The organism is Rhizobium sp. 62_C5_N11_2 (assembly GCF_051811185.1).
Classification (GTDB): domain Bacteria; phylum Pseudomonadota; class Alphaproteobacteria; order Rhizobiales; family Rhizobiaceae; genus Rhizobium; species Rhizobium leguminosarum.
In genome coordinates this window covers 3,598,639-3,618,814 of the sequence record NZ_JBPWPW010000001.1, presented here as the reverse complement: position 1 = coordinate 3,618,814, position 20,176 = coordinate 3,598,639, and the positions used below count along the sequence as shown (strand labels likewise).

18 protein-coding genes are annotated in these 20,176 nt (G+C 61.2%); 4 read left to right on the top strand and 14 right to left on the bottom strand.

The annotated features are described in order from the left end of the window. Positions 1-163 precede the first annotated feature (163 nt). On the top strand, positions 164-1,051 hold the full coding sequence (gene galU / locus AB8B31_RS18025) for a UTP--glucose-1-phosphate uridylyltransferase GalU (RefSeq protein ID WP_018072820.1): 888 nt from the start codon (positions 164-166) through the stop codon (positions 1,049-1,051). A 71-nt stretch (positions 1,052-1,122) separates the two neighbouring features. On the opposite strand, the gene AB8B31_RS18020 is transcribed toward galU, so the two are convergent. Then, the gene (locus AB8B31_RS18020; protein ID WP_018243532.1) at positions 1,123-2,661 is read right to left on the bottom strand and encodes an outer membrane beta-barrel protein; all 1,539 of its coding nucleotides are present in this window, start codon (positions 2,659-2,661) and stop codon (positions 1,123-1,125) included. A 143-nt stretch (positions 2,662-2,804) separates the two neighbouring features. Between AB8B31_RS18020 and AB8B31_RS18015 the strand changes: the two genes are divergently transcribed. Continuing rightward, a complete protein-coding gene (locus tag AB8B31_RS18015) occupies positions 2,805-3,800 on the top strand; it encodes a KpsF/GutQ family sugar-phosphate isomerase (protein ID WP_018243531.1) in 996 nt (331 codons plus the stop codon). Positions 3,801-3,814: 14 nt separating this feature from the next. Here the strand turns inward: AB8B31_RS18015 and AB8B31_RS18010 are convergent, their stop codons facing one another. From AB8B31_RS18010 to AB8B31_RS17955, 12 genes are all read right to left on the bottom strand, one after another. Continuing rightward, positions 3,815-4,270: an NfeD family protein gene (locus tag AB8B31_RS18010; protein WP_018243530.1), complete on the bottom strand. Its 456-nt coding sequence runs from the start codon at positions 4,268-4,270 to the stop codon at positions 3,815-3,817. 3 nt (positions 4,271-4,273) lie between these two features. Next, a complete protein-coding gene (locus AB8B31_RS18005) occupies positions 4,274-5,314 on the bottom strand; it encodes an SPFH domain-containing protein (protein WP_003542866.1) in 1,041 nt (346 codons plus the stop codon). 285 nt (positions 5,315-5,599) lie between these two features. Continuing rightward, the gene (gene hemH / locus AB8B31_RS18000) at positions 5,600-6,634 is read right to left on the bottom strand and encodes a ferrochelatase (RefSeq protein ID WP_018243529.1); all 1,035 of its coding nucleotides are present in this window, start codon (positions 6,632-6,634) and stop codon (positions 5,600-5,602) included. 125 nt (positions 6,635-6,759) lie between these two features. Next, complete coding sequence (locus AB8B31_RS17995; RefSeq protein WP_018517637.1) at positions 6,760-8,718, bottom strand: bifunctional metallophosphatase/5'-nucleotidase; 1,959 nt, start codon at positions 8,716-8,718, stop codon at positions 6,760-6,762. A gap of 175 nt (positions 8,719-8,893) precedes the next feature. Continuing rightward, the gene (locus AB8B31_RS17990; RefSeq protein ID WP_018243527.1) at positions 8,894-9,214 is read right to left on the bottom strand and encodes a hypothetical protein; all 321 of its coding nucleotides are present in this window, start codon (positions 9,212-9,214) and stop codon (positions 8,894-8,896) included. Positions 9,215-9,241: 27 nt separating this feature from the next. Continuing rightward, the gene (omp10, locus tag AB8B31_RS17985; protein ID WP_018243526.1) at positions 9,242-9,610 is read right to left on the bottom strand and encodes an outer membrane lipoprotein Omp10; all 369 of its coding nucleotides are present in this window, start codon (positions 9,608-9,610) and stop codon (positions 9,242-9,244) included. Positions 9,611-9,781: 171 nt separating this feature from the next. Then, the gene (locus AB8B31_RS17980) at positions 9,782-11,233 is read right to left on the bottom strand and encodes a homospermidine synthase (RefSeq protein ID WP_018243525.1); all 1,452 of its coding nucleotides are present in this window, start codon (positions 11,231-11,233) and stop codon (positions 9,782-9,784) included. Positions 11,234-11,428: 195 nt separating this feature from the next. Further along, positions 11,429-11,794: a nuclear transport factor 2 family protein gene (locus AB8B31_RS17975; RefSeq protein WP_026188523.1), complete on the bottom strand. Its 366-nt coding sequence runs from the start codon at positions 11,792-11,794 to the stop codon at positions 11,429-11,431. A gap of 17 nt (positions 11,795-11,811) precedes the next feature. Further along, complete coding sequence (locus AB8B31_RS17970; protein ID WP_018243523.1) at positions 11,812-12,096, bottom strand: YciI family protein; 285 nt, start codon at positions 12,094-12,096, stop codon at positions 11,812-11,814. Positions 12,097-12,098: 2 nt separating this feature from the next. Continuing rightward, entirely contained in the window at positions 12,099-12,728 is a 630-nt protein-coding gene (locus tag AB8B31_RS17965) for an aminotransferase class IV family protein (protein WP_020572932.1), read from the bottom strand. Then, positions 12,725-13,885 carry an aminodeoxychorismate synthase component I gene (locus AB8B31_RS17960; RefSeq protein WP_018243521.1) on the bottom strand — a complete coding sequence of 387 codons (1,161 nt, stop codon included), beginning with the start codon at positions 13,883-13,885 and terminating at the stop codon, positions 12,725-12,727. The genes AB8B31_RS17965 and AB8B31_RS17960 overlap by 4 nt, the downstream gene beginning before the upstream one ends. Positions 13,886-13,977: 92 nt before the next feature. Further along, on the bottom strand, positions 13,978-15,834 hold the full coding sequence (locus AB8B31_RS17955) for a M3 family oligoendopeptidase (RefSeq protein ID WP_018243520.1): 1,857 nt from the start codon (positions 15,832-15,834) through the stop codon (positions 13,978-13,980). Positions 15,835-16,144: 310 nt separating this feature from the next. Here AB8B31_RS17955 and AB8B31_RS17950 point away from each other — a divergent pair, with 310 nt between their 5' ends. Together AB8B31_RS17950 and AB8B31_RS17945 are read left to right on the top strand one after the other, a co-directional pair. Continuing rightward, positions 16,145-17,689 (top strand): sigma-54-dependent transcriptional regulator, encoded by a 1,545-nt coding sequence (locus AB8B31_RS17950; RefSeq protein ID WP_018243519.1) that lies wholly within the window; start codon positions 16,145-16,147, stop codon positions 17,687-17,689. A 178-nt stretch (positions 17,690-17,867) separates the two neighbouring features. Then, positions 17,868-19,715, top strand: a complete 1,848-nt coding sequence (locus AB8B31_RS17945) for a DUF882 domain-containing protein (protein ID WP_018243518.1) — start codon at positions 17,868-17,870, stop codon at positions 19,713-19,715. A gap of 154 nt (positions 19,716-19,869) precedes the next feature. Here the strand turns inward: AB8B31_RS17945 and AB8B31_RS17940 are convergent, their stop codons facing one another. After that, a complete protein-coding gene (locus tag AB8B31_RS17940) occupies positions 19,870-20,133 on the bottom strand; it encodes a DUF2312 domain-containing protein (protein ID WP_008533181.1) in 264 nt (87 codons plus the stop codon). Positions 20,134-20,176: the final 43 nt, after the last annotated feature.

Here is a 20,176-nt window from a genome sequence, read left to right as displayed (position 1 = left end):
ACATCCTATCCGCCCAGACCCGAGACTACAGGAACGGAGTCAACAAAATCTTTACCATGGCGATCCGCTGCGGTCACCATTTGCAAAACAGTAGCAATTCTATACTAGTTAAAGCTAAAAAGCTCTATTTCCAAAGCGATGTGATCGAAGCAGGAGGCCGGGTGTGGCTCAACACAACAAAGTTCGTAAAGCAGTATTTCCGGTTGCCGGGTTGGGAACGCGATTCCTGCCGGCGACAAAGGCTGTTCCGAAGGAAATGTTGACCGTCGTCGACAAGCCAATCATTCAATATGTCGTCGATGAGGCGATCGAGGCCGGGATCGAACATCTGGTCTTCGTCACCGGACGCAACAAGCACGTCATTGAAGATTATTTCGACATCCATTTCGAGTTGGAACAGACGCTGCGCGAGCGCGCCAAGAAGGCTGAAATCACCCTTCTCGCCCAGCAATTGCCGAAGGCCGGCACGGTGAGCTTCACCCGTCAGCAGGAGCCGCTCGGCCTCGGCCATGCGGTCTGGTGCGCCCGCGAGATCGTCGGCGACGAACCCTTCGCACTGCTGCTGCCCGATATGATCATGAAGGGCGACAAGGGCTGCATGAAGGGCATGATCGACCTCTACGGCCAGAGCGGCGGCAATATCATCGCCGTCGAGGAATGCGCGCCCGACCAAGCGCATAAATACGGCATCGTCGGCGTTGGCGAGGCGATCGGCGACGGTTTCCGTATCACCGGCATGGTGGAAAAGCCCGCCAAGGGGACTGCGCCTTCCAACTTCTTCATCAACGGCCGCTACATCCTGCAGCCGGAGATCTTCAAGATCCTCGAAACCCAGGAGCGCGGCGCCGGCAACGAGATCCAGCTTACCGACGGCATGCTAAAGCTGCTGAAGGAACAGGATTTCGCCGGTTACCACTTCCGCGGCGCGACCTACGACTGCGGCGCCAAGGACGGTTTCATCCTGGCAAACGTCGCCTTCGCCCTCGAACGCGCCGATATCCGCCCCTCCGTCGAAGGCGGCTTCAGGGAACTGCTTGCCGGCCTGAAATAAGTTGTAGATTCAATGTAATAGAGCGCCGCGTGTCCCAACAGATACGCGGCGCTCTATTTTGGTCGTCATTCTTAGCGTTTCAGCTTGAGACCGACGCCGGCTCGCCATTGCTGCGAATCGCTTCCTTCCTTGCGCGTCGTCAGCTCGTAGCCGAGTGTGCTGGTGAGATCGAGATAGCGGTTGATGTTCCAGGTAAGGCCGGTCGCAGCGGTATAGACGAGCTCGTCGTTGATGGTGCTATCCGTCGGATAATCGCGCCATATTACGCCACCGATCATCGTGCCGACCAGATTGTCGCGCAACTGGTGGGTGACCGTCGTCGTCAGCGCGTGCGAAACGTAGCCGCTTTCGCCCGCCGTGGTCGAGGGCTGGATGCTCGTCTGCAGGTCGAGGTTGACATCGGTGCCGCGGATCGGCGACCAGAGCAGGCTTGCATCGAGTGTGGCCGTATCGATCGAGGATAGCCGGCTGTCTTCGAAATCCGCCATCTCGTAGCCGACACCGACTTCGCCCTTCAGCTTTTCACCGAGATCGACCTCGACGCCGGCCTTGGCGCCGTAGCTATGGCCCGAACGCTCGTAGCCGGCGGAGTCTTGCGTTTCGTCATAGACCGTGCGGCCGATGTTGGCCTCGATGAAGGGGATGAGCGCGGGTGACAGTTCGTAGCCCACACGGCCACGCAACGTGCCCGTCGTCTGATTGCGGTCGCTGAGGGAGACGGTCGTGCCGTTCGAGAGTTTAGCGTCCGAATAGATCGAGCGTGTCAGCGCAAGTGCAGTCGTGCCGCGCAGGATGCCAAAATCGCGCTGGACGGAGGCGCCGGCCGAAAATTCCTGGACGTCCGACTGCTGCGCGGCGTTGGCGATGGCGTCGGGATCGTCCGTATCCTCGCGGTAGAAATTATAGCCAGCGGTCAGGTGCGCGGTCGTATCGTCGGGAAGATCCAGCCTGAGGTCGCTGTTGAGCTTGAAGGAAGGCTGTTCCTCACCCTCGCCGCTGACATTCTTCTGCCAGGCGCCTTCCGAGGTCACGGTCAACTGATGCCGGCCCCAGTCCGAGGTCAGGGTCGCTGCCGCATCGGTTTCGAGAAAGGCGCGCCGCTGCGTCGTATTGTCGTCCTTGGTGGTCTCGGTGTTGATGCTCTGGGTGACGCTCGGGCGGAGCACAAACGTGCCGATCGGGATTCCCGGCGTTTCCTCTGTCGAGGCGCCTTCGGCAGCCCTGCGGCGCGGCAGTGCCTCATCGACCGGCGCTTCACGGGTGTTCAGCCGGCGGATGTCCTCGTCGAGGATGGAGCCGGTAATGTCGTCGCCGGCTTGGGCATCCGGTATGGCGGGCCGCTGCTGGGCACCGTCCGCGTTCGCAGTCGCGCCGTTTGCCGCAGGAGTGGCGGTATCGTCGGTCTCGTCATCGAAACCGGCGGCGGATGCCGCATTGTTGGTGGCGTGGTTGTCCTGAGAGGTGGCGGAGCGGCTGTTTGCGGGCTGCGAGGCGGACTGCGCGAAGGCTGCCGTCTGGCTGAGAAGCAGGCCAGTGAGCACGGCAAATGAGACGGCACAGCTCATGGCGCGGAGCGGCGTCACACTGCTCGTCTGTTTTGGCTGGCCCATGCAATTCGCGCCTGACATGCTTTCGGTTCTTACCCAAAGGTAAAGCCTTGTGGTTAACCATTCGTTGCCGGCGGCCGGCGCTGTTCACAATTCGGAAAGACTGCGGGGTGGACTTGGAAAGTGAAAAGGTCTAACGCAACTTCATGATCAGAAGAGCGATAAACCTCGTTGAAAACAGCGTGCTCGAGTCGGCAAAACGCACGGTAGAGACCGAAAGACGCGGTCTTGAAGCGCTCGAACAGGCCTTTGACGATGGCTTGGCCGGTCCTTTCACACGGGCCGTCGAAGTCATCGGCGACATCTCCGGACGCGTGATCGTCACCGGCGTCGGCAAGAGCGGGCATATCGGCGCCAAGCTGGCGGCGACATTTGCCTCAACGGGAACGCCTGCCTTTTTCGTGCATGCGGCGGAGGCCAATCACGGCGATCTCGGCATGATTGCGCGCGACGACGTCGTCTTGGCGATTTCCAAAGGTGGCGAGAGCGCCGAGCTCAAGAGTATCATTTCCTTCACGCGGCGCTTCTCCATTCCGCTGATCGCGATCACCTGCAGCGAAGGGTCCTCGCTGGCGACCGCCGCCGATATCGTCCTGCTGATGCCGAACGAGCAGGAGGCCTGCCCGAATGGGCTGGCGCCGACGACCTCGACGCTGATGCAGCTTGCAATCGGCGACGCGCTGGCGGTGGCGCTGTTGGAGGCGCGCGGCTTTACCGCTACGGATTTCCACGTCTTCCATCCCGGCGGCAAGCTGGGTGCGAGCCTGATGCATGTCGCCGATGTCATGCATACCGGCGAGCGGCTGCCGCTCGTTGCCAAGGGCACACCGATGCCGGAGGCGATCACCGTGCTGTCGCGCAAGCATTTCGGCTGCGTCGGGGTGCTGGATGAAGATGGGCGGCTCTGCGGCATCGTCACCGAAGGCGACATGGCGCGCAATCTCACGCGCAATCTTTCAGAGCTTGATGTCGACGACATCATGACGCGGACGCCGAAGACGGTGAAGCCGACGGTGCTGGCGACGGCAGCGCTGGCGCTGCTCAACCAGCATCACATCGGCGCGCTGATCGTCATCGACGACGACCGCCGGCCGGTCGGGCTGGTGCACTTCCACGACCTGCTGCGGATCGGCGTCGCCTGATCAGGCTCGTTCGATCAGACGGGCTCGACTCTGAGGTCGCGGCCATTGCTCGAGACCACCTTCACCTGCGTTCCGACGGGCAGGTCGGGTCCCATCACCTGCCATAGTGTATCGTCGAGGCGGATTCGGCCGCGGCCCTCGCGGATCGGTTCGTGCAGGGTGGCGGTGCGGCCGACGAGGCTTGCGCCGCGCTGATTGAGGAAGGGCTCGTCGGTCGTGGCATTGCGCAGCGTCAGCCGGCGGCCGGCGAAGGTCGTGGCAACGGCGAGAAGCGCAAAAAGAATCGCCTGTAACTCCCAGACCCAGAAGGCGCTGTCCCAGAAGAGTAGCGATAGCGCGCCGACGATCAAGGCGGCAAGGCCGATCCAGACCAGGAAGAAGCCGGGAACAATCATCTCGGCGGCAAGCAGCACGAGCCCTGCGACCCACCAACTCCATGGACCGAGTTCGGTGACGATCTTCGCCAGCATGGCTTATCGCTCCTGCTCGGGATTGAAAGGATTGGGGGTCGACGGATTGATCGGCGGCGTCGAGCGTGCCGGTGCGGGGCGCGGGCGCGGCGGCACGGGTAGTGGCGTCGACGGGCTGCTGCCGGCATCGCCGAAGACTTCGCGGGCAATGGCGCCAATGCCGCCGAGCGAGCTTAGGATGGAAGACGCTTCCATCGGCATCATCACGATCTTGGAATTGGGCGCCGAACCGATCGAGGTCAGCGCTTCGGTGTATTTCTGCGCGACGAAATAGTTGATCGCCTGGATGTCGCCGGCGGCGATCGCCTCGGAGACCATCTTCGTTGCCTTGGCTTCGGCCTCGGCTAGACGTTCGCGGGCTTCGGCGTTGCGAAAGGCGGCCTCGCGCTGGCCTTCGGCCTGGAGAATGGCGGATTGTTTGGCACCTTCGGCCCTGAGGATCTGCGCGTTGCGCGAGCCTTCGGCCTCCAGCACCTGCGCCCTCTTCTCGCGCTCGGCCTTCATCTGGCGGGCCATCGCATCAACGAGGTCGCGCGGCGGCTGGATGTCCTTGATCTCGACACGGGTGACCTTGATGCCCCAGGGATGCACGGCTTCGTCGACGACACGCAGCAGCCGGTCGTTGATCGCATCACGGTTGGAGAGCAGTTCGTCGAGATCCATCGAACCCATGACCGAGCGGATGTTGGTCATGGTGAGATTGAGGATGGCGTTTTCGAGGTTGGAGACCTGATAGGCGGCCTGGGCAGCATTCAGCACCTGATAGAAAGAGACGGCATCGGCCGAAACCGAGGCATTATCCTTGGTGATCACCTCCTGGGTCGGCACGTTCAGCACCTGTTCCATCACGTTCAACTTGGCGCCGACACGCTCGATGAAGGGGGTGATGAGGTTGAGGCCAGGCTCCAGCGTGCGGGTATAACGCCCGAAGCGCTCGATCGTATAGCGGTAGCCCTGCGGCACGGTCTTGATCCCGGCAAAGAGCACTAGGATAACGAAGATGACCAGCACGATCACGACGATGTCGAAGCCGCCGAACAGCATGAAAATTCCTCCTATCGGCGCATGCGCGCCTGCCCAACTCATGTGGTGAGTTAGCACGTTATTTGCGAGGAAGAAATGAGGGCGCAACCGCCCGGGCTGCAAGTGAAAAGGAGGTTCCGTTTCGGTTAATTCATTGGGCGGTTGCTAAAGCGCATCGCGATCTTTCAGATTCGCTCCCGCGCTTTATGTCTTTGTTTCTACGCATTTGGTTATCGCAAAACCGCTGCACAGTTTTGCGCGACATGCTTTAGCTCCTCGTCCGACGCCGCTTTCTGAGTGGGGCTCTCAGACCCAGCCCTGCAATTCGCGACGGACGACCTTTTCCAGCACCTTCATGCCGTCCTCGCCGTCGTTGAGGCAGGGAATATGCGCGAACTTATCGCCGCCGTTCTCATGGAAGGAATGGGCCGCCTGCTCGGCGATTTCCTCCAGCGTCTCCAGACAGTCGGAGACGAAGCCGGGATTGATGACGGCGATGCGCTTGACGCCGTCCTTGGCGAGCTTCTCCACCGTCTTGTCGGTATAGGGCTGTAGCCATTCCTCCGGCCCGAAGCGGGATTGGAAGGTGACCATGAAGTTTTCCTTGGTCAGCCCGAGCCGCTCGCGCAGCAGCCGGCCGGTCTTCTGGCATTGACAGTAGTAGGGGTCGCCCTGTTTGAAATAGGACATTGGAATGCCGTGGAAGGAGGCGAGCAGCATCTCCGGCTTCCAGTCGAGGGTCGAAAGATGCCTCTCGACCGACGTGGCGAGCGCCTCGATATAGGTCTCGTCGTCATGATAGGCGGGAACGGTGCGTAGCGCCGGCTGCCAGCGCATCGAGAGCAGCTTCTGGAAGGCCTTGTCGTTGACGGTGGCGGTCGTCGCCGCCGCATATTGCGGATAAAGCGGGAAGAGCACGATACGGTCGCAACCCTCTTCTTTCAGCGCGTCGATGCGCGAGGCAATCGACGGGGTGCCGTAGCGCATCGCCCAATCGACCTTGACGTTATCAAGATCCTTCAGGCGCGCGGCCATCAGCTCCGACTGATTGCGGGTGTAGGTGCGTAGATAACTTTCGTTCTTCTCCTTGTTCCAGATCAGCTCATAGGCCTTGCCGACCTTCTGCGGGCGGGTGTTGAGGACGATGCCGAACAGGATCGGATACCACTTCCAGGGCGACCATTCGATTACGCGGCGATCGGTGAGGAATTCCCTGAGATAGCGGCGCATCGAGGTATAGTCGGTGCCATCAGGCGTGCCGAGATTGACCAGCAGGACACCGACCTTGCCTGACTTGACGGCCGGATGGTCCGCCGGGCGGAGTGAAATATCTGCTGTCATTCTGGTCCCAAAGCTCTTTCTGTCTCTTCGGCTCATACGCAGCCTAGAGATCGTGGTTCACCCTATAGAAACAAAAACCGGCCCGGGAAACCCCGGGCCGGCCAGTGACATCGGGACAAATCGTCTTACTTGGCAGGGACCTCGATCTCCTTGCCGACCGTCAGGTGACGCGGGTTCGGCTTGCCGTTGGCATCCGAAAGCTTCCGCCACAACGTGCCGTCGCCATAGAAGGTCACGGCGAGATCCCAGAAGGTGTCGCCCGCGGCGATGACGTGGGTAGAAGGCGTCGTTGCGGCAGGTGCGGAGGCTGCCGGCGCAGGGGCCGGTGCTGCTGGTGCCGGGGCAGCAGGTACAGCGGGTGCGGGAGCCGGCTCTGTGGATGGAGCAGGAGCGGCCGGTGCAGGGGTGGGTTCGGTGGAGGGGGCCGGAGCAGCCGGTGCGGCAGGCGCAGGCTCGGAAGCGGAAGGAGCGGGCGCTGCCTGCGCCAATTCCGTGACGCGGCCATCCGTGTATGGCTTGTAAGGCGAATGCGCGGCGACGTATTCGGCGGTCACATCTGCAAGATCCGGGCCGAAATCATAAGCGTTCTGGCCTTCCTTAAAGATCGAATAACCGTCGCCGCCGGCCCGCATGAAGTTGTTGGTCGCGACCTTGTAGGTCTTGGCCGGATCGATCGGAGCGAAATTGTCGCCGTCCTTCACCTGCACATCGCTGACACGGCTGCCGACGGGCTTCGACTGGTCGAAGGAGAATTTGAGGCCGGCGACCTGGGGGAAACGGCCGGCGCCCTGGTCGATCTGGCTGACGCCGTTTTCGAGCGCCTTGACGACGTTTGCGCCGGTCAGCTCAAACGTGGCGAGCGTGTTCTGGAACGGCAGGACGGTGATGACCTCGCCCTGGGTGACCTCGCCGCCATCGATTGAAGCACGCAGGCCGCCGCCGTTCTGAACGGCGATGGTGACGCCCTGATTCTTGGTGCGATCGAGCATGGCATCGGCCACCAGATTGCCCATCGAGCATTCCTTGACGCGGCAGACCTTGCGGTCGCCTTCGATCGGGCTTTCGGAAGAGCCGATCACCTTCTTGCGCAATTCCTCGATCGGCTTTGCCAGTTCGGCAATGCGGGTGATGACGGCCGGATCGGGCGTAAAGGTGGAATCGATCAGGATCGGATCGCCCTTGGCATCCTTGACGACGCCGCTATCGTCGAAATTGACGACGAGGTCGCCGAGATACTTGCTGTAGGAGGCGGCCTGGACGACCGGCACTTGATAGCCGCCGGGATTGTCGACCATCGTCGGGTAGGGGCCTTCGGCCTTGGGGTCGGTGTTGGAGAGCAGGCTGTGGGAATGGCCGCCGACGACGATATCGACATCCGGGATCTTGGCGATCAGGGCGAGATCGCGGGGATAACCGACATGGGTCAGCGCGATGATCTTGTTGACGCCCTGGCTCTTCAGATCCTGAACGGCTGAAGTAATGGCCTGGACGTCATCGGCGATCGTCACGTTCGGGCCGGGGGAGGAAAGCTCTGCCGTATCATTGGTGACGGCGCCGACGATGCCGATCTTCTGGCCACCAACATCGAGCACCAGCGAGGGCTTGATGCGGTCGCCGAGCTTGGAGGCGGCTGTCGCCTTGACATTCGCCGTCACGACGGGGAACTGCACCTTGTCGAGGAAGGTCGCAAGCCCATCCTCGCTGTCGTCGAATTCATGATTGCCGACGGTCATGGCGTCGAACTTCATCAGGTTCAGGAATTCGGCTTCGGCCGCTCCCTTGTAGGTCGTGTAGAAGAGCGAGCCCTGGAAATTGTCGCCGGCATTGAGGAGGAGGACATTCTTGCCCGATAGCGCCTGACGACGCTGGTCGATCGCGGTCTTCAGGCGGGCGGCGCCGCCGAAGCATTCCTTCTTGCCTTCCTCCTCTGCCGAGCAGGTGGAGTCGAACTTGTTGATCGATTCGATGCGTGAATGGAAATCGTTGATATGAAGAATATTGAGTTCGTAATCCGCAAAGGCGGCGCCCGCGCTCAGCGCCAGCATGGACGCGGTCAAAAGACCGAAGCTGAAAGACTTCGTCATCCCTGTTCTCCTGATTGAGGCGAAGAATCCCCCTTGATCCTCGCCGATCCCTTTCATCGTGCGCCGGGGCGGTTTCCCGGCGTGCGGATGTTCCATCAGACGATGCACAACCGCAAGAGAAAGCTGGGCCAGGCTGGGCGCTTTCCAAGGGGGCAGGGCAAAAAAGCCGGGTTGCTTATCCCCGGCATTCGCCGTCGGCGGCGTTTCGATAGAGTTCGTGCACGGCCTCTGCAATATTCGGAACTGCAGCGAGTGCTATGACCAAGCAGAGAAGGGAAACAAGGCGATGAAAGCGCCGGCCGGCCCGATAGGCAAGGAGCGCACCTGCGCCGTAGATCAGGACGGCAGGCACGGCGAAGATCAACACCTGCAGCGGCCCGTCGCAATCGGGAGCGGCGATGCCCTGGGCACGATAGACGTTGGCCGGCAAGACGACCGCAAGTGCCGCAAGCGGCATTGCGAGCAGCAGGATGAGATAAGAGGCGAAGGCCCGCATGGTGTGCTTAGCCTATCACCTCATTTTTCAGCCGCGGCGGGAAAGCGTGAATTGTGCGCCGGAATCGGAGGTGCAATTGAGCTGGCTCGGGTTGACGAGGGCGCAATTGACCTTGGACTGGGTCTTGCGCACCAGCGAAGTCATGTTGATCTCCACCAGGGTCGGTGAGGTATTGATATAGGTACCCGAGGCAAGAAGCTGGTTGCTGTCGGTCGTGCGGGTGGTGAAAGTACCGCCCTGGAAGGTGGAAACGATGCCGTTCGGATCGCTCCAGTTGCCTTCGACGCCGGTAGCGGCGGGCGCGGTTGCAACCGGCAGACGGCGCGGCTCTGATGAAACGCAGGCGGCAAGAGCGGCCGCTGCACCGACAAGAACGAGACCAGTTCTGATTTTCATAAGGCTTCTCCCGGCGAATCGGCGCGGCGGACACCCGCCAACTTCGGGCAAAACATGGCGCGCGCCCGGCATGAAGGCAAGCCTTGGAAGGGCAGCGGGCGGCATTTAGACAGCCGGCGTTACAAAAATGCCCGCCTTGTGGCGGGCATTGTCAAAGTCGTGCAGGCGATCTCAGCGAACGAGAATGTTCCTGAACTGCCACGGATCCTTGGTGTCGATATCCTCGGGGAAGAGGCCCGGACGGCCGTCGAGCGGGGTCCAGTCGGTGTAGTGGCCCTCGACCGGGCCGAGATAGGGCATCTGCACTTCGAGGCAGCGCTTGTAATCGATCTCGTCGGCTTCGACGATGCCGGCATTCGGGTTTTCCAGCGCCCAGACCATGCCGGCGAGGACGGCTGATGTGACCTGCAGGCCCGTGGCGTTCTGGTAGGGCGCGATGCGGCGGGTTTCTTCCAGCGACAGGCGCGAGCCATACCAGTAGGCATTCTTCTCATGGCCGTAGAGCAGGACGCCGAGTTCGTCGATGCCGTCCTCCAGCTCGTCCTCATCAAGAACGTGGTGGACCGGCTGCGGCGTGCCGCCATTGCCGAACATCTCATGCAGCGAGAGCACGGCGTCGTTAGCCGGATGGTAGGCATAGTGGCAGGTCGGGCGGAAGGTCACTTCGCCGTCCTTGTCGCGGACCGTGAAAAAGTCGGCGATCGAGATCGACTCATTGTGGGTGACGAGGAAGCCGTATTGCGGGCCGGGCGTCGGGCACCAGGTCCGCACGCGGGTGTTGGCGCCCGGCTGTTCCAGGTAGATCGCCGCCTTGTTGCCTTTCTTGTGCTTCTTGGCGTTCTTCGGCATCCATTCTTCATGCGTGCCCCAGCCGAGTTCGGCCGGCTGCAGGCCTTCAGAAATGAAGCCTTCGACCGACCAGGTGTTCCAGAAGACGTTGAGCGGCTTCGGATGCTTGGTACGCTGGGTATCGCGCTCGGCGATGTGGACGCCCTTGACGCCGAGCTTCTTCATTAGCTTTGCCCAGCCTTCGCGATCGTGCTGGTCCGGTTCTTCGAATTTGAGGCCGGTATCGTTGGCAAGGTTGACGAGCGCCTGCTTGACGAACCAGGAGACCATGCCCGGATTGGCGCCGCAGGTGGAGACGGCGGTGGCGCCGCCCGGGTTCTTCGCCTTTTCCTTGCGCATGGTTTCGCGCAGCGCATAGTTGGTGCGGTCGGCATTGCTCATGCCCTTGTCGAAATAGAAGCCGAGCCAGGGTTCGACGACGGTGTCGATATAGGGAACGTCGAGTTTGCGGCAGAGCTTGATGATGTCGAGCGAGGAGGTGTCGACCGAGAGGTTGACGCAGAAACCCTGGCCTTCGCCTTCCGTCAGCAGCGGCTTCAGCAGTTCCTTATAGTTGTCCTTGGTGACATATTCCTTGATATGGCGAACGCCGTGCTTCTTCAGGATCTCCATGTCGGAAGGCTCTTCGCGCGGGTCAATGACGACCATCCGGCTCTTGTCGAATTTGAAATGGCGCTCGATCAGGGGCAATGTGCCGCGGCCGATGGAGCCAAAGCCGATCATCACGATCGGACCGGTAATTTCGGCATATACCGGATAATTCTGTTCCGTCATTCTTTTCTCCTGTGGAAGGGGACGAAGGCGTTCAGCCAGAGAATTGTTTTGAAATTGCCGCAGAGAGTGCGAGGTGACCGGCTCTAACCATAAAACGACGTCACAATAAAGAGCATTGAGGGGGAAAGGCCAAATATCGAGCGGCGATAGAGGCCGGCGAAGCCGTCCTGGGATCGGCAGCCAGCATGGCTTGGCTTAACCGATGACGGTGCCCTGGTGGAAGAGCATGCGCCAATGCCCATCCTCTTCCAGCCGCCAGATGGAACTGCGCAGCGTTTGCCTTTCGCTTTCGTCGACGTCCGTGTAAATGGCGCGATAGGTGACTAGCGCGATATGCTCGGCAAGTCGTTGGGTTTCGAAATGCTCGCCGCGTGACGTTCCCGTCCGATGCTCGGCCAAAAGAGCGGGCACGATCATATCGAAGGTATAGAGCCGTCCGGAACTGCCGATTTCCCGGAAATCGCGAGAGAGCAGCGCAGTCAGCATCTCCCGCGAGGCGCGAACCGATGGGTCGAAGAGTTTTTCCTCGAGTTCTTTCAGATGGGCGGCGAGATCATCCACAATCGGCTCCTGCAAATTCAGCGCTTCAGGATTTCCAGTCCTTCGACCGCCGTCGTCACGGCTAGCTCGGTGATTTCGTATTCGGCGACGCCGTGGATGGTGAAGGGATCGGTGGCGACATAGGCCTCGACCGCGGCGCGATCGCCGATTGCGAGGATGACACCGCCGGTGCGCGGCACCTTGCGGCCGGAGGCGAGAAACCAGCCCTTGGCATACCCCTCCTTCACCCAGGCCATGTGCGGCTCCATGTGCCTGTCGGCTTCATCGTTGGATTTTACATAGGTGAGCGAGAGAATGAACATGGTCAGTTCCTGACGAGGTTTGCGCGGATCAGGCCGCGCAGCGAGTTGCCGATATAAAGCGTGCCGGCATCGAGATCGGCAAGCGCGAGGCGGCCGACGCGGGCCTGGCGCCGGCAGATGAGCTCGGTGCGCAGCACACCGGCGAGCAGGCCGCAGGAGATGGGCGGGGTGCGCAGGATGCCGGTTCCGTCGTCCAGGAAGATCGAGGTAATGGTACCCTCGCAGATTTCGCCGCGCTCGTTCAAAAGGATGACCTCATCGGCCTCATCAGGCCGATATTCGGCCCGCGCGGCCTCGTAGACGGCGCGGCGCGTGGTCTTGACGCGCAGCAGCCTGTCGGCGGAATTCAGACGGGTTTCGGCGAGGCGGGCGATCCAGGTCGTATCGGGCGCCAGCGGGAGGAAGGCGGCGCTCGTCACCTCGATCCGGCCTTGCGCATCGAAGGTCAGGCGGATGCGCAGCGGACCGGCAGCACCCGCAACGGCTTCGTCGAGCTTGGCCGCCGCCTCGATCGGCTGCGGGAAGCCAAGGCGACGGGCGGAGCGGGAAAGCCGGGCGAGATGCAGCCGCAGCCGAATGAAGCCCTCGCCTGGCTGCCAGCGCAGCGTCTCGATCAGCGAAAAATCGATCATCGCGCAATCCATTGGTCGCCGACGGCGAAGCGGGCCTTGAGCAGGCATTCCTCATATTCGGCCTCGGCGGTGGAATCGAAGACGATGCCGCCGCCGACATTGAATACGGCCCTGCCGCCCTCAAAAATCGTGATGGTGCGGATGGCGACGGAAAAACGCATGGCGCCGGTGGGCGAGATCATGCCGATCGCGCCGCAATAGGCGTCGCGTGGGACATCCTCGAGCGCATGGAGAATTTCCATTGCCCGCATCTTCGGCGCGCCGGTGATCGAACCGCAGGGGAAGAGCGCGGAGAAGATGTCATGGATCGAAAGATCGGGGCGGAGCCTTGCCTGCACATGGCTCACCATCTGGTGGACGGTCGGATAGGTCTCGATGTCGAAGAGCTTCGGGACGTCAAGCGTGCCGACCTCGGTGATGCGGGAGATATCGTTGCGCAGGAGATCGACGATCATGCGGTTTTCCGCTTGCGTCTTGATATCGCGGCGCATGGCCTCGATGATTTCGGCATCCTCGGCGGCGGTCGCGCCGCGTTTCGCCGTGCCCTTCATCGGATGGGTCTCGATCCAGCCCTCTTCATCGGTGCGGAAAAAAAGCTCGGGCGACCGCGAAAGGATGACCGGACCGCCGAGATCGACCAGCGCGCCGTATTTGACCGGCTGGCGTTCGATCAGCGACCAGAAGGCGGCACGGGGATCACCGTTCCAGCGGGCCCCGACCGGCATGGTGAGGTTCGCCTGATAGGCGTCGCCGAGCCGCAGGTGCTTATGGAGGCGGTCGAAGCGCTCCTTATATACAGGGAAATCCCAGGCGGCTTTCGGAGCGGTGAGGAATTCCTCGTTTTCGGGGCGCTGTTTTGGTTGGGCAAGCGGATGTGTATCCGGCTGTGGAGCGTCGAACACACCGAAACAGAGCAGCGGGGTTTCGCGATGTTCACCGGTGAAGGGAGCGAGTTTCTCTTCGAAGAGGTATCCGGCCTCATAGGCCATGTAGCCGGCAAGCCATTTGCCTGCGGTCTTGGCCTGCTCCATCCTGATAAGGCCTGCAAAGAACTCGGCGCGCGTCCTGGCAAGGATGATCTCTGCCGGCTCGGCAAAAAGCATCACCTGTCCGGTCGCGTCGTCGCGGAACAGAATATAGGGTTGGGTTTCGGCCATCGGCGTCTTTTCTTGGAGTGCGATCTCCCTGGTCCGCCAGCCGGCGCCTCTCCCCGCTTGCGGGAAGAGGTTTGGCGTGGGGACAGGGCTGATCAGGCCGCTCGGTCCAACGCTTCCAACTCGTCGATCAGCCCTTCGATCATCGACAGGCCCTGGCTCCAGAACGACGGATCGGTGGCGTCGAGGCCGAAAGGCTTCAGCAGTTCCGAGTGATGTTTGGTGCCGCCGGCCCTCAGCAGTTCGAAATACTTCTCCTGGAAGCCCTTCTCGGCCTTCTGGTAGACGGCATAGAGCGAATTCACGAGGCAATCGCCGAAGGCATAGGCGTAGACGTAGAAGGGCGAGTGGATGAAGTGGGGGATATAGGCCCAATAGGTCTCATATCCCTCGGAAATGCTGATCGCCGGCCCAAGGCTTTCCGATTGAACAGAGAGCCAGAGTTCACCGATGTCGTCAGCTGTGAGTTCACCTGATTTGCGGGCGGTGTGGAGCTTGCGCTCGAATTCGTAGAAGGCGATCTGGCGCACGACCGTGTTGATCATGTCCTCGACCTTCTGGGCAAGCATCGCCTTGCGCTCGCGCGTGTCGGTGGTCTTTTGCAGAAGCGCGCGGAAGGTCAGCATCTCACCGAAGACGGACGCGGTTTCGGCAAGCGTCAGCGGCGTCTGGCACATCAGCGCCCCTTGCGCGCCGGCGAGAACCTGATGCACGCCGTGCCCGAGTTCGTGGGCGAGCGTCATCACGTCGCGCGGCTTGCCCATATAATTGACGAGCACATAAGGATGGGCCGAGGGAACCGTCGGATGGGCGAAGGCACCGGGCGCCTTGCCGGGACGGACCGGGGCGTCGATCCACTGTTCGTTGAAGAAGCGCCTGGCGATATCAGCCATCTCCGGGGCGAAATTGCTGTAGGCCGAAAGCACCGTGTCCTTCGCCTCCGGCCAGGAGATGATGGCGCTGGAGGTTTCCGGAAGGGGCGCGTTGCGGTCCCAGAAATTCATCTGTTCCATGCCGAGCCATTTCGCCTTCATCTTGTAATAGCGATGCGAGAGGCGGGGATAGGCTTCGCGGACGGCCGCGGCCAGCGCGTCGACGACCTCGCGCTCGACGCGGTTTGCCAAGTGGCGGCTGTCGGCGATGTCCTCGAAGCCGCGCCAGCGGTCGGCGATCTCCTTGTCCTTGGCAAGCGTGTTGGTGATCAGCGTGAAGGTGCGGATATTCGCCTTGAAGGTTTCGGCGAGCGCCATGGCTGCCTTGCGTCGTGCCTCAGGATCCTTTTCCTGCAGCCTGTTCAGCGCCACTTCGAGCGGCACTTTCTCGCCATCGATGTCGTAGCGAAGTTCCGCCATGGTTTCGTCGAAGAGGCGGTTGAAGGCGGCGGCCGATGTCATCGACTTCTCGAGGAAGAGCTGTTCCAGCCTGTCGTCGAGCTGGTAGGGCTTGTCCTTCCTGAGGTCGAGCAGCCAAGGACGATAGTGCCCGGCGGCGGGGTCATTCGCCATGCAGGCGTCGACGACCGCGTCGTCGATGCGGTTCAGTTCCAGCGCGAAAAACAGGAGATGGCCGGAAAATTCGGTGATCTTGGCCTGTACGTCGCCGTAAAGCTTGCCGTTTATCGGGTTGGTGGTGTCGGAGAAATAGGTGAGGCCGGCAAAGGAGCCGAGGCGGCCGATGATGTCGTCCAGCGCCTCATATTCCTTCAGGGCCGCGCCGATGCCCTCAGCGCCGGTCTTCGTCGCCGCCTCAGTAAGTTTGCCCTTCCACTTTTCTTCAAAGGCGATTGCGGCCTTGCCGGCCTTTTCCATGTCGGCGACGAAGGCGGTGGAGGTCGCGGAGGGATAAAGATCCTGCAGCTTCCAGACCGGCAGATCGCCGAGCGCCGGGTCGGCGGCCCCAGCCGGTGCTGCTGCCGACAAATGAAGGCCGGCATGCGGGAGCGTGATTTTCATGGGCGCAATTCCTCTCCACTTTCATAACAGGTCTGATTGTCTAGCGCATCGGCCCGAAAATCGGAATCGATTTTCGGAAAGCATGATGCGTTGATTGAAAGTGTTACAGCGACCTTTGCGCGCCTGAAAGACGCGCGGCGCTGTCAGCGTGCCAAGGCCCGGCATTGCGGGGCTTTCGGTGCATGAAAAGGCTCGCTTCGGCACGAAAACGACCCGTTGCAATTGTTAAAATGCAATTGTTTCTCAAAACTGGATGTTCAAGCCTTCCTGTCAGAGTGCGCTTTATGGTTTCGCATGAAGTGAGGCGACAATGACCGGTTACAATGAGCTCAAGGGAGCAGGGCAAATCCTCGTGGTCGAAGACGACCCCGTGCAGCGCCGCCTGCTCAAGAACGCAATCGAGCGTCACGGCCATGTCGTGCACCAGGCGGAAAACGGCCGCATCGGCCTGGAAATGGTCAAACGCGACTCCGGCCTTTTCAATGTCATCGTGCTCGACCTGATGATGCCGGAGATGACCGGCCTCGAATTTCTCGACGCGCTTCACGAATTCGGCACGCAGATCCCCGTCATCGTACAGACGGGGCAGGGCGGCATCGAGACTGTGGTGCAGGCGATGCGCGCCGGCGCCTTCGATTTCGTCGTCAAGCCGGTCTCGCCCGAACGCATCGCCACGTCGATATCGAACGCGATGAAGCTCGACCAGCGCGAGGTGAAGGCGCGGGCCGGACGCCGGTCGCGCTCAGGCTCCGTCGGCTTCGACGATATTGTCTCGGCAAGCCCGGCGATGCTCAGGGTTATCGATCTTGCTCAGCGGGCGGCTCAGTCCAACATCCCCGTCGTGCTGGAAGGCGAATCCGGCGTCGGCAAGGAGCTGGTGGCGCGGGCCATCCAGTCCGGCGGCGACCGCTCGAACAAGCCCTTCGTCACCGTCAATTGCGGGGCGATCCCACATAATCTGGTCGAGAGCATTCTCTTCGGTCACGAGAAGGGCGCGTTTACCGGCGCGACCGAGCGCCACATCGGCAAATTTATGGAAGCCGACGGCGGCACCATCTTCCTCGACGAGATCGGCGACTTGCCGCTCGAGGTGCAGGTGAAGCTCTTGCGTGCCGTGCAGCAGGGCGAGATCGAGACCGTCGGTGCCCGCACCGCACACAAGGTCAATGTCCGACTGATCTCGGCGACCAACAAGGATCTGATCGAGGAGGTCAAGAACGGCCATTTCCGCGAGGATCTCTATTATCGCCTCAACGTCTTCCCGATCACCATTCCGGCGCTGCGCAAACGCAAGGAAGACATTCCGCATCTCGTGCGCGTCTTTGCCGACCGCTTCTCCAGCGAGCAGAAGAGTGGCCGCCGCATGACGGTGAATGCCGGCACGCTGGCTTTGCTGACCGCCTATGACTGGCCGGGCAATATCCGACAGCTCGAAAACGCGATCTTCCGCGCGGTCGTTCTGGCCGAAGGGCCGGAGCTGACCGAGGCTGATTTCCCGCAGATCGCTGCCCAGCTTCCGGAATATGACGTGGTGGATCATCTGGCGCTCGTTGCCGACAATACCGGCCTCGATCCCGACAATGGCTATGGCGAGGACTTCAGGGCTTCGATGTCGGGAGAGGTGCACCACCGCCTGTCCGAAGTATCGGAAAACGCGATCGCCAGCGTCAATCCTGCCGGAGACGTGCGTAGGCTTGCCGATGTCGAGGAGGAACTTATCCGATTCGCACTCAAATTCTATCGCGGACAGATGAGTCAAGTAGCGCGCAAGCTTGGCATCGGCCGATCCACACTTTATCGCAAGCTCAAGGATTACGGCATAGACCCTGACAATCCCCAGAAAGATGCGGCTTAAGCGCTTTTCGTTAAGATTAAGGCAACCACGTTTTGTTACTAGTCATAAACCACTTGTTAGTGGTGCATTCACTATGTAAAGAAAAGGTTGATCATGTGTGGCATTTTTGCCATCGTGTGACCGCATTTGACAGTCATCTGAGACAGTACGGGACATTGTCTGTCTGACGGGGATCGAGTTGCCGAATCTGAATGGGAATTCCAAGCCTTCGCGCTTGAGCTGGCGTTTGTTGTGCGCCGACATTTGCGGAAAGGCAATAAGGACGGTAGCGGCCGCCCTTCTTGCGCTCGCGGTTTCCTCACCGGTATTCGTTGGTACGCCTTCGCAGGCAGCGGGCGACACCCGCAGTCTCAAGCTCTATTTCATTCATACCGGCGAAAAAGCCGTCATCACCTACAAGCGTAATGGCAAGTTCGACCCCAAGGGTCTGGAGCAGCTGAACCGCTTCCTGCGCGACTGGCGCAAGAACCAGCCGACGAAGATGGATCCGCGCCTGTTCGACCTGATCTGGGAAGTCTATCGCCAGAGCGGTTCGAGGGACTACATCAATGTCGTCTGCGGTTTCCGTTCGCCGGGAACCAACGAGATGCTACGCGGCCGCTCGCGCAATTCCGGTGTCGCCGAAAAGAGCCAGCATATGCTTGGCAAGGCGATGGACTTCTTCATTCCCGACGTCAAGCTGGCGACGTTGCGCGGCATCGGTATGAAGATGCAGGTCGGGGGCGTTGGCTTCTATCCGAAGTCGGGCTCGCCCTTCGTGCATATGGATGTCGGCGGCGTTCGCGCCTGGCCACGCATGAGCCGCGACGAGCTGGTTCGGCTTTTCCCGAACGGCAACACCATTCATATTCCGGCTGACGGCAAGCCGTTGCCGGGCTACCAGCAGGCGATGGCCGATTATAAGCGCCGCGCCAGCGGCACGCAGATCCAGATCGCCAGCGCTTCCGAATCGGAATCGCCGAAGCACAAGACGCTGTTTGAAGCGCTCTTTGGCGGCGGAGCGGACGAGCAGGAAGACGAGTCGGACGATTCCACGCCTGTTGCAGTTGCCAAGGCGACGCCGCCGAAGGCCGAGCCCGCCCCGGCCGAGCCGCAGCCGACCGAGGTCGCCGATCTGAATGCGCCGGTGCCGCAGGTTCGCCCGGCATTCAGCAACCAGCCGGCAGGCAGCGAAGTGGCGAGTGCGCTCGTCGCGCCGCCTTCGGGTAATGCTGCCCAGCAGGCTCTTGCGGCGGCCCTTCCGGCCGATCAGGCTCAGCCGCAGCAGTTCGCCGATCTTAGCGCCTACAGCATTCCGGTTCCCTCGCTTCTCGGCCCGCGCCGCGCGCCTGGCGACGCCGAGGTCGCGTCGACCGATCCCGTGCTGACGGGCGCGAATGGACTGCCGGTACCGACGCCGATCGAACGCCCTTCCGTTGCCGAGAACCTTCTTGCCGCGGCCGATGCCGATCCGGAAGCAGAGGCCGACGAAGCCGATCAGGACGCACTGTCTCCTGCCGTGGCCGATGCGCTCGACCAGCAGCGGAACGAAGGGGAAAGCCAGATCGCATCGAAGGCGCCGCCGGTCACGGTGGAGCAGGCGATCAACGCTGCGATGACGCAAAAGACGCCTGCCGCAAAGCCGCCGCTCGAGCTCGCAGCATTGGCACCGATGACCAAATCGGCAAGCTTTGGCGACAGCTTCGACGAACCGGCGGCCGAAAGCGCCGTGGCGCAAGGACTTCCCGCCAAGGGTGGTCGCCCGACGCAGAAGGAAGCCGCGGCAGCGGATGCCAGCCGCACGACGGTACGCACCGAGCCGAAGCTGACGGAAAAGATGATTTCGCAGTGGGCGCTTACCAATGCCCGCCTGGAAATGGCCTCCAAGCAGGTCAAGGCGCCGCGGTTCGTCAGCCAGACGATGCGGGCTCAGCCGACCGCCGTCTATGCGGAGGGCTTCAACATCAAGACCGCTTCGGTCGATCCGGCCCGCTTCAGCGGCACGGCTGTAAACTTCATGGAAGTGCGCAAGTTCAACACGAACTGAGCCTGCCGATTACGGAATATCGAAAACCGCCGGAGCGATCCGGCGGTTTTTCTTTTTGCTGTTTCGGTGGAGCGAGATGGCCGTTCTGCCTTGCGCGCAAAAGAAAAGCCGCCGAAGAGCCCGGCGGCTTGTCGATATCGGCGATGTCGGCGGATCAGCCTTCCGGCGGCGCCTCGATCATGCCGAGCGCGTGCAGATAGGTGTCGAGGATTGCTTCCTCTTCCATACGCTCCTGCTCGTCCTTCTTGCGCAGCGCCACGACCTTCTTCAGGATCTTGGTATCGAAGCCCATTCCCTTGGCTTCGCCATAGACGTCCTTGATGTCGTCGGCGATGGTCTTCTTTTCTTCTTCCAGCCGTTCAATGCGCTCGATGAAAGCGCGAAGCTGATCGCGGGCGACGCCATGAGCATCAGACATCGTGTTCTCCTGATTTTTCGGTGATCAATTTTGGATGCCAGTG

Bases quoted from the DNA above. Each gene is read 5' to 3' on its own strand.
- AB8B31_RS18020 (WP_018243532.1), bottom strand. From the start codon at position 2,661: ATGGGCCAGCCAAAACAGACGAGCAGTGTGACGCCGCTCCGCGCCATG.
- AB8B31_RS17965 (WP_020572932.1), bottom strand. From the start codon at position 12,728: ATGATCGATTTTTCGCTGATCGAGACGCTGCGCTGGCAGCCAGGCGAG.
- AB8B31_RS17940 (WP_008533181.1), bottom strand. From the start codon at position 20,133: ATGTCTGATGCTCATGGCGTCGCCCGCGATCAGCTTCGCGCTTTCATC.
- AB8B31_RS18015 (WP_018243531.1), top strand. From the start codon at position 2,805: ATGATCAGAAGAGCGATAAACCTCGTTGAAAACAGCGTGCTCGAGTCG.
- hemH (WP_018243529.1), bottom strand. From the start codon at position 6,634: ATGACAGCAGATATTTCACTCCGCCCGGCGGACCATCCGGCCGTCAAG.
- AB8B31_RS17960 (WP_018243521.1), bottom strand. From the start codon at position 13,885: ATGGCCGAAACCCAACCCTATATTCTGTTCCGCGACGACGCGACCGGA.
- AB8B31_RS17955 (WP_018243520.1), bottom strand. From the start codon at position 15,834: ATGAAAATCACGCTCCCGCATGCCGGCCTTCATTTGTCGGCAGCAGCA.
- AB8B31_RS18010 (WP_018243530.1), bottom strand. From the start codon at position 4,270: ATGCTGGCGAAGATCGTCACCGAACTCGGTCCATGGAGTTGGTGGGTC.
- AB8B31_RS17980 (WP_018243525.1), bottom strand. From the start codon at position 11,233: ATGACGGAACAGAATTATCCGGTATATGCCGAAATTACCGGTCCGATC.
- AB8B31_RS17990 (WP_018243527.1), bottom strand. From the start codon at position 9,214: ATGCGGGCCTTCGCCTCTTATCTCATCCTGCTGCTCGCAATGCCGCTT.
- AB8B31_RS17950 (WP_018243519.1), top strand. From the start codon at position 16,145: ATGACCGGTTACAATGAGCTCAAGGGAGCAGGGCAAATCCTCGTGGTC.
- AB8B31_RS18005 (WP_003542866.1), bottom strand. From the start codon at position 5,314: ATGCTGTTCGGCGGCTTCGACATCGTCGTGATCGTGCTGGTCATCTTC.
- AB8B31_RS17995 (WP_018517637.1), bottom strand. From the start codon at position 8,718: ATGACGAAGTCTTTCAGCTTCGGTCTTTTGACCGCGTCCATGCTGGCG.
- omp10 (WP_018243526.1), bottom strand. From the start codon at position 9,610: ATGAAAATCAGAACTGGTCTCGTTCTTGTCGGTGCAGCGGCCGCTCTT.
- AB8B31_RS17970 (WP_018243523.1), bottom strand. From the start codon at position 12,096: ATGTTCATTCTCTCGCTCACCTATGTAAAATCCAACGATGAAGCCGAC.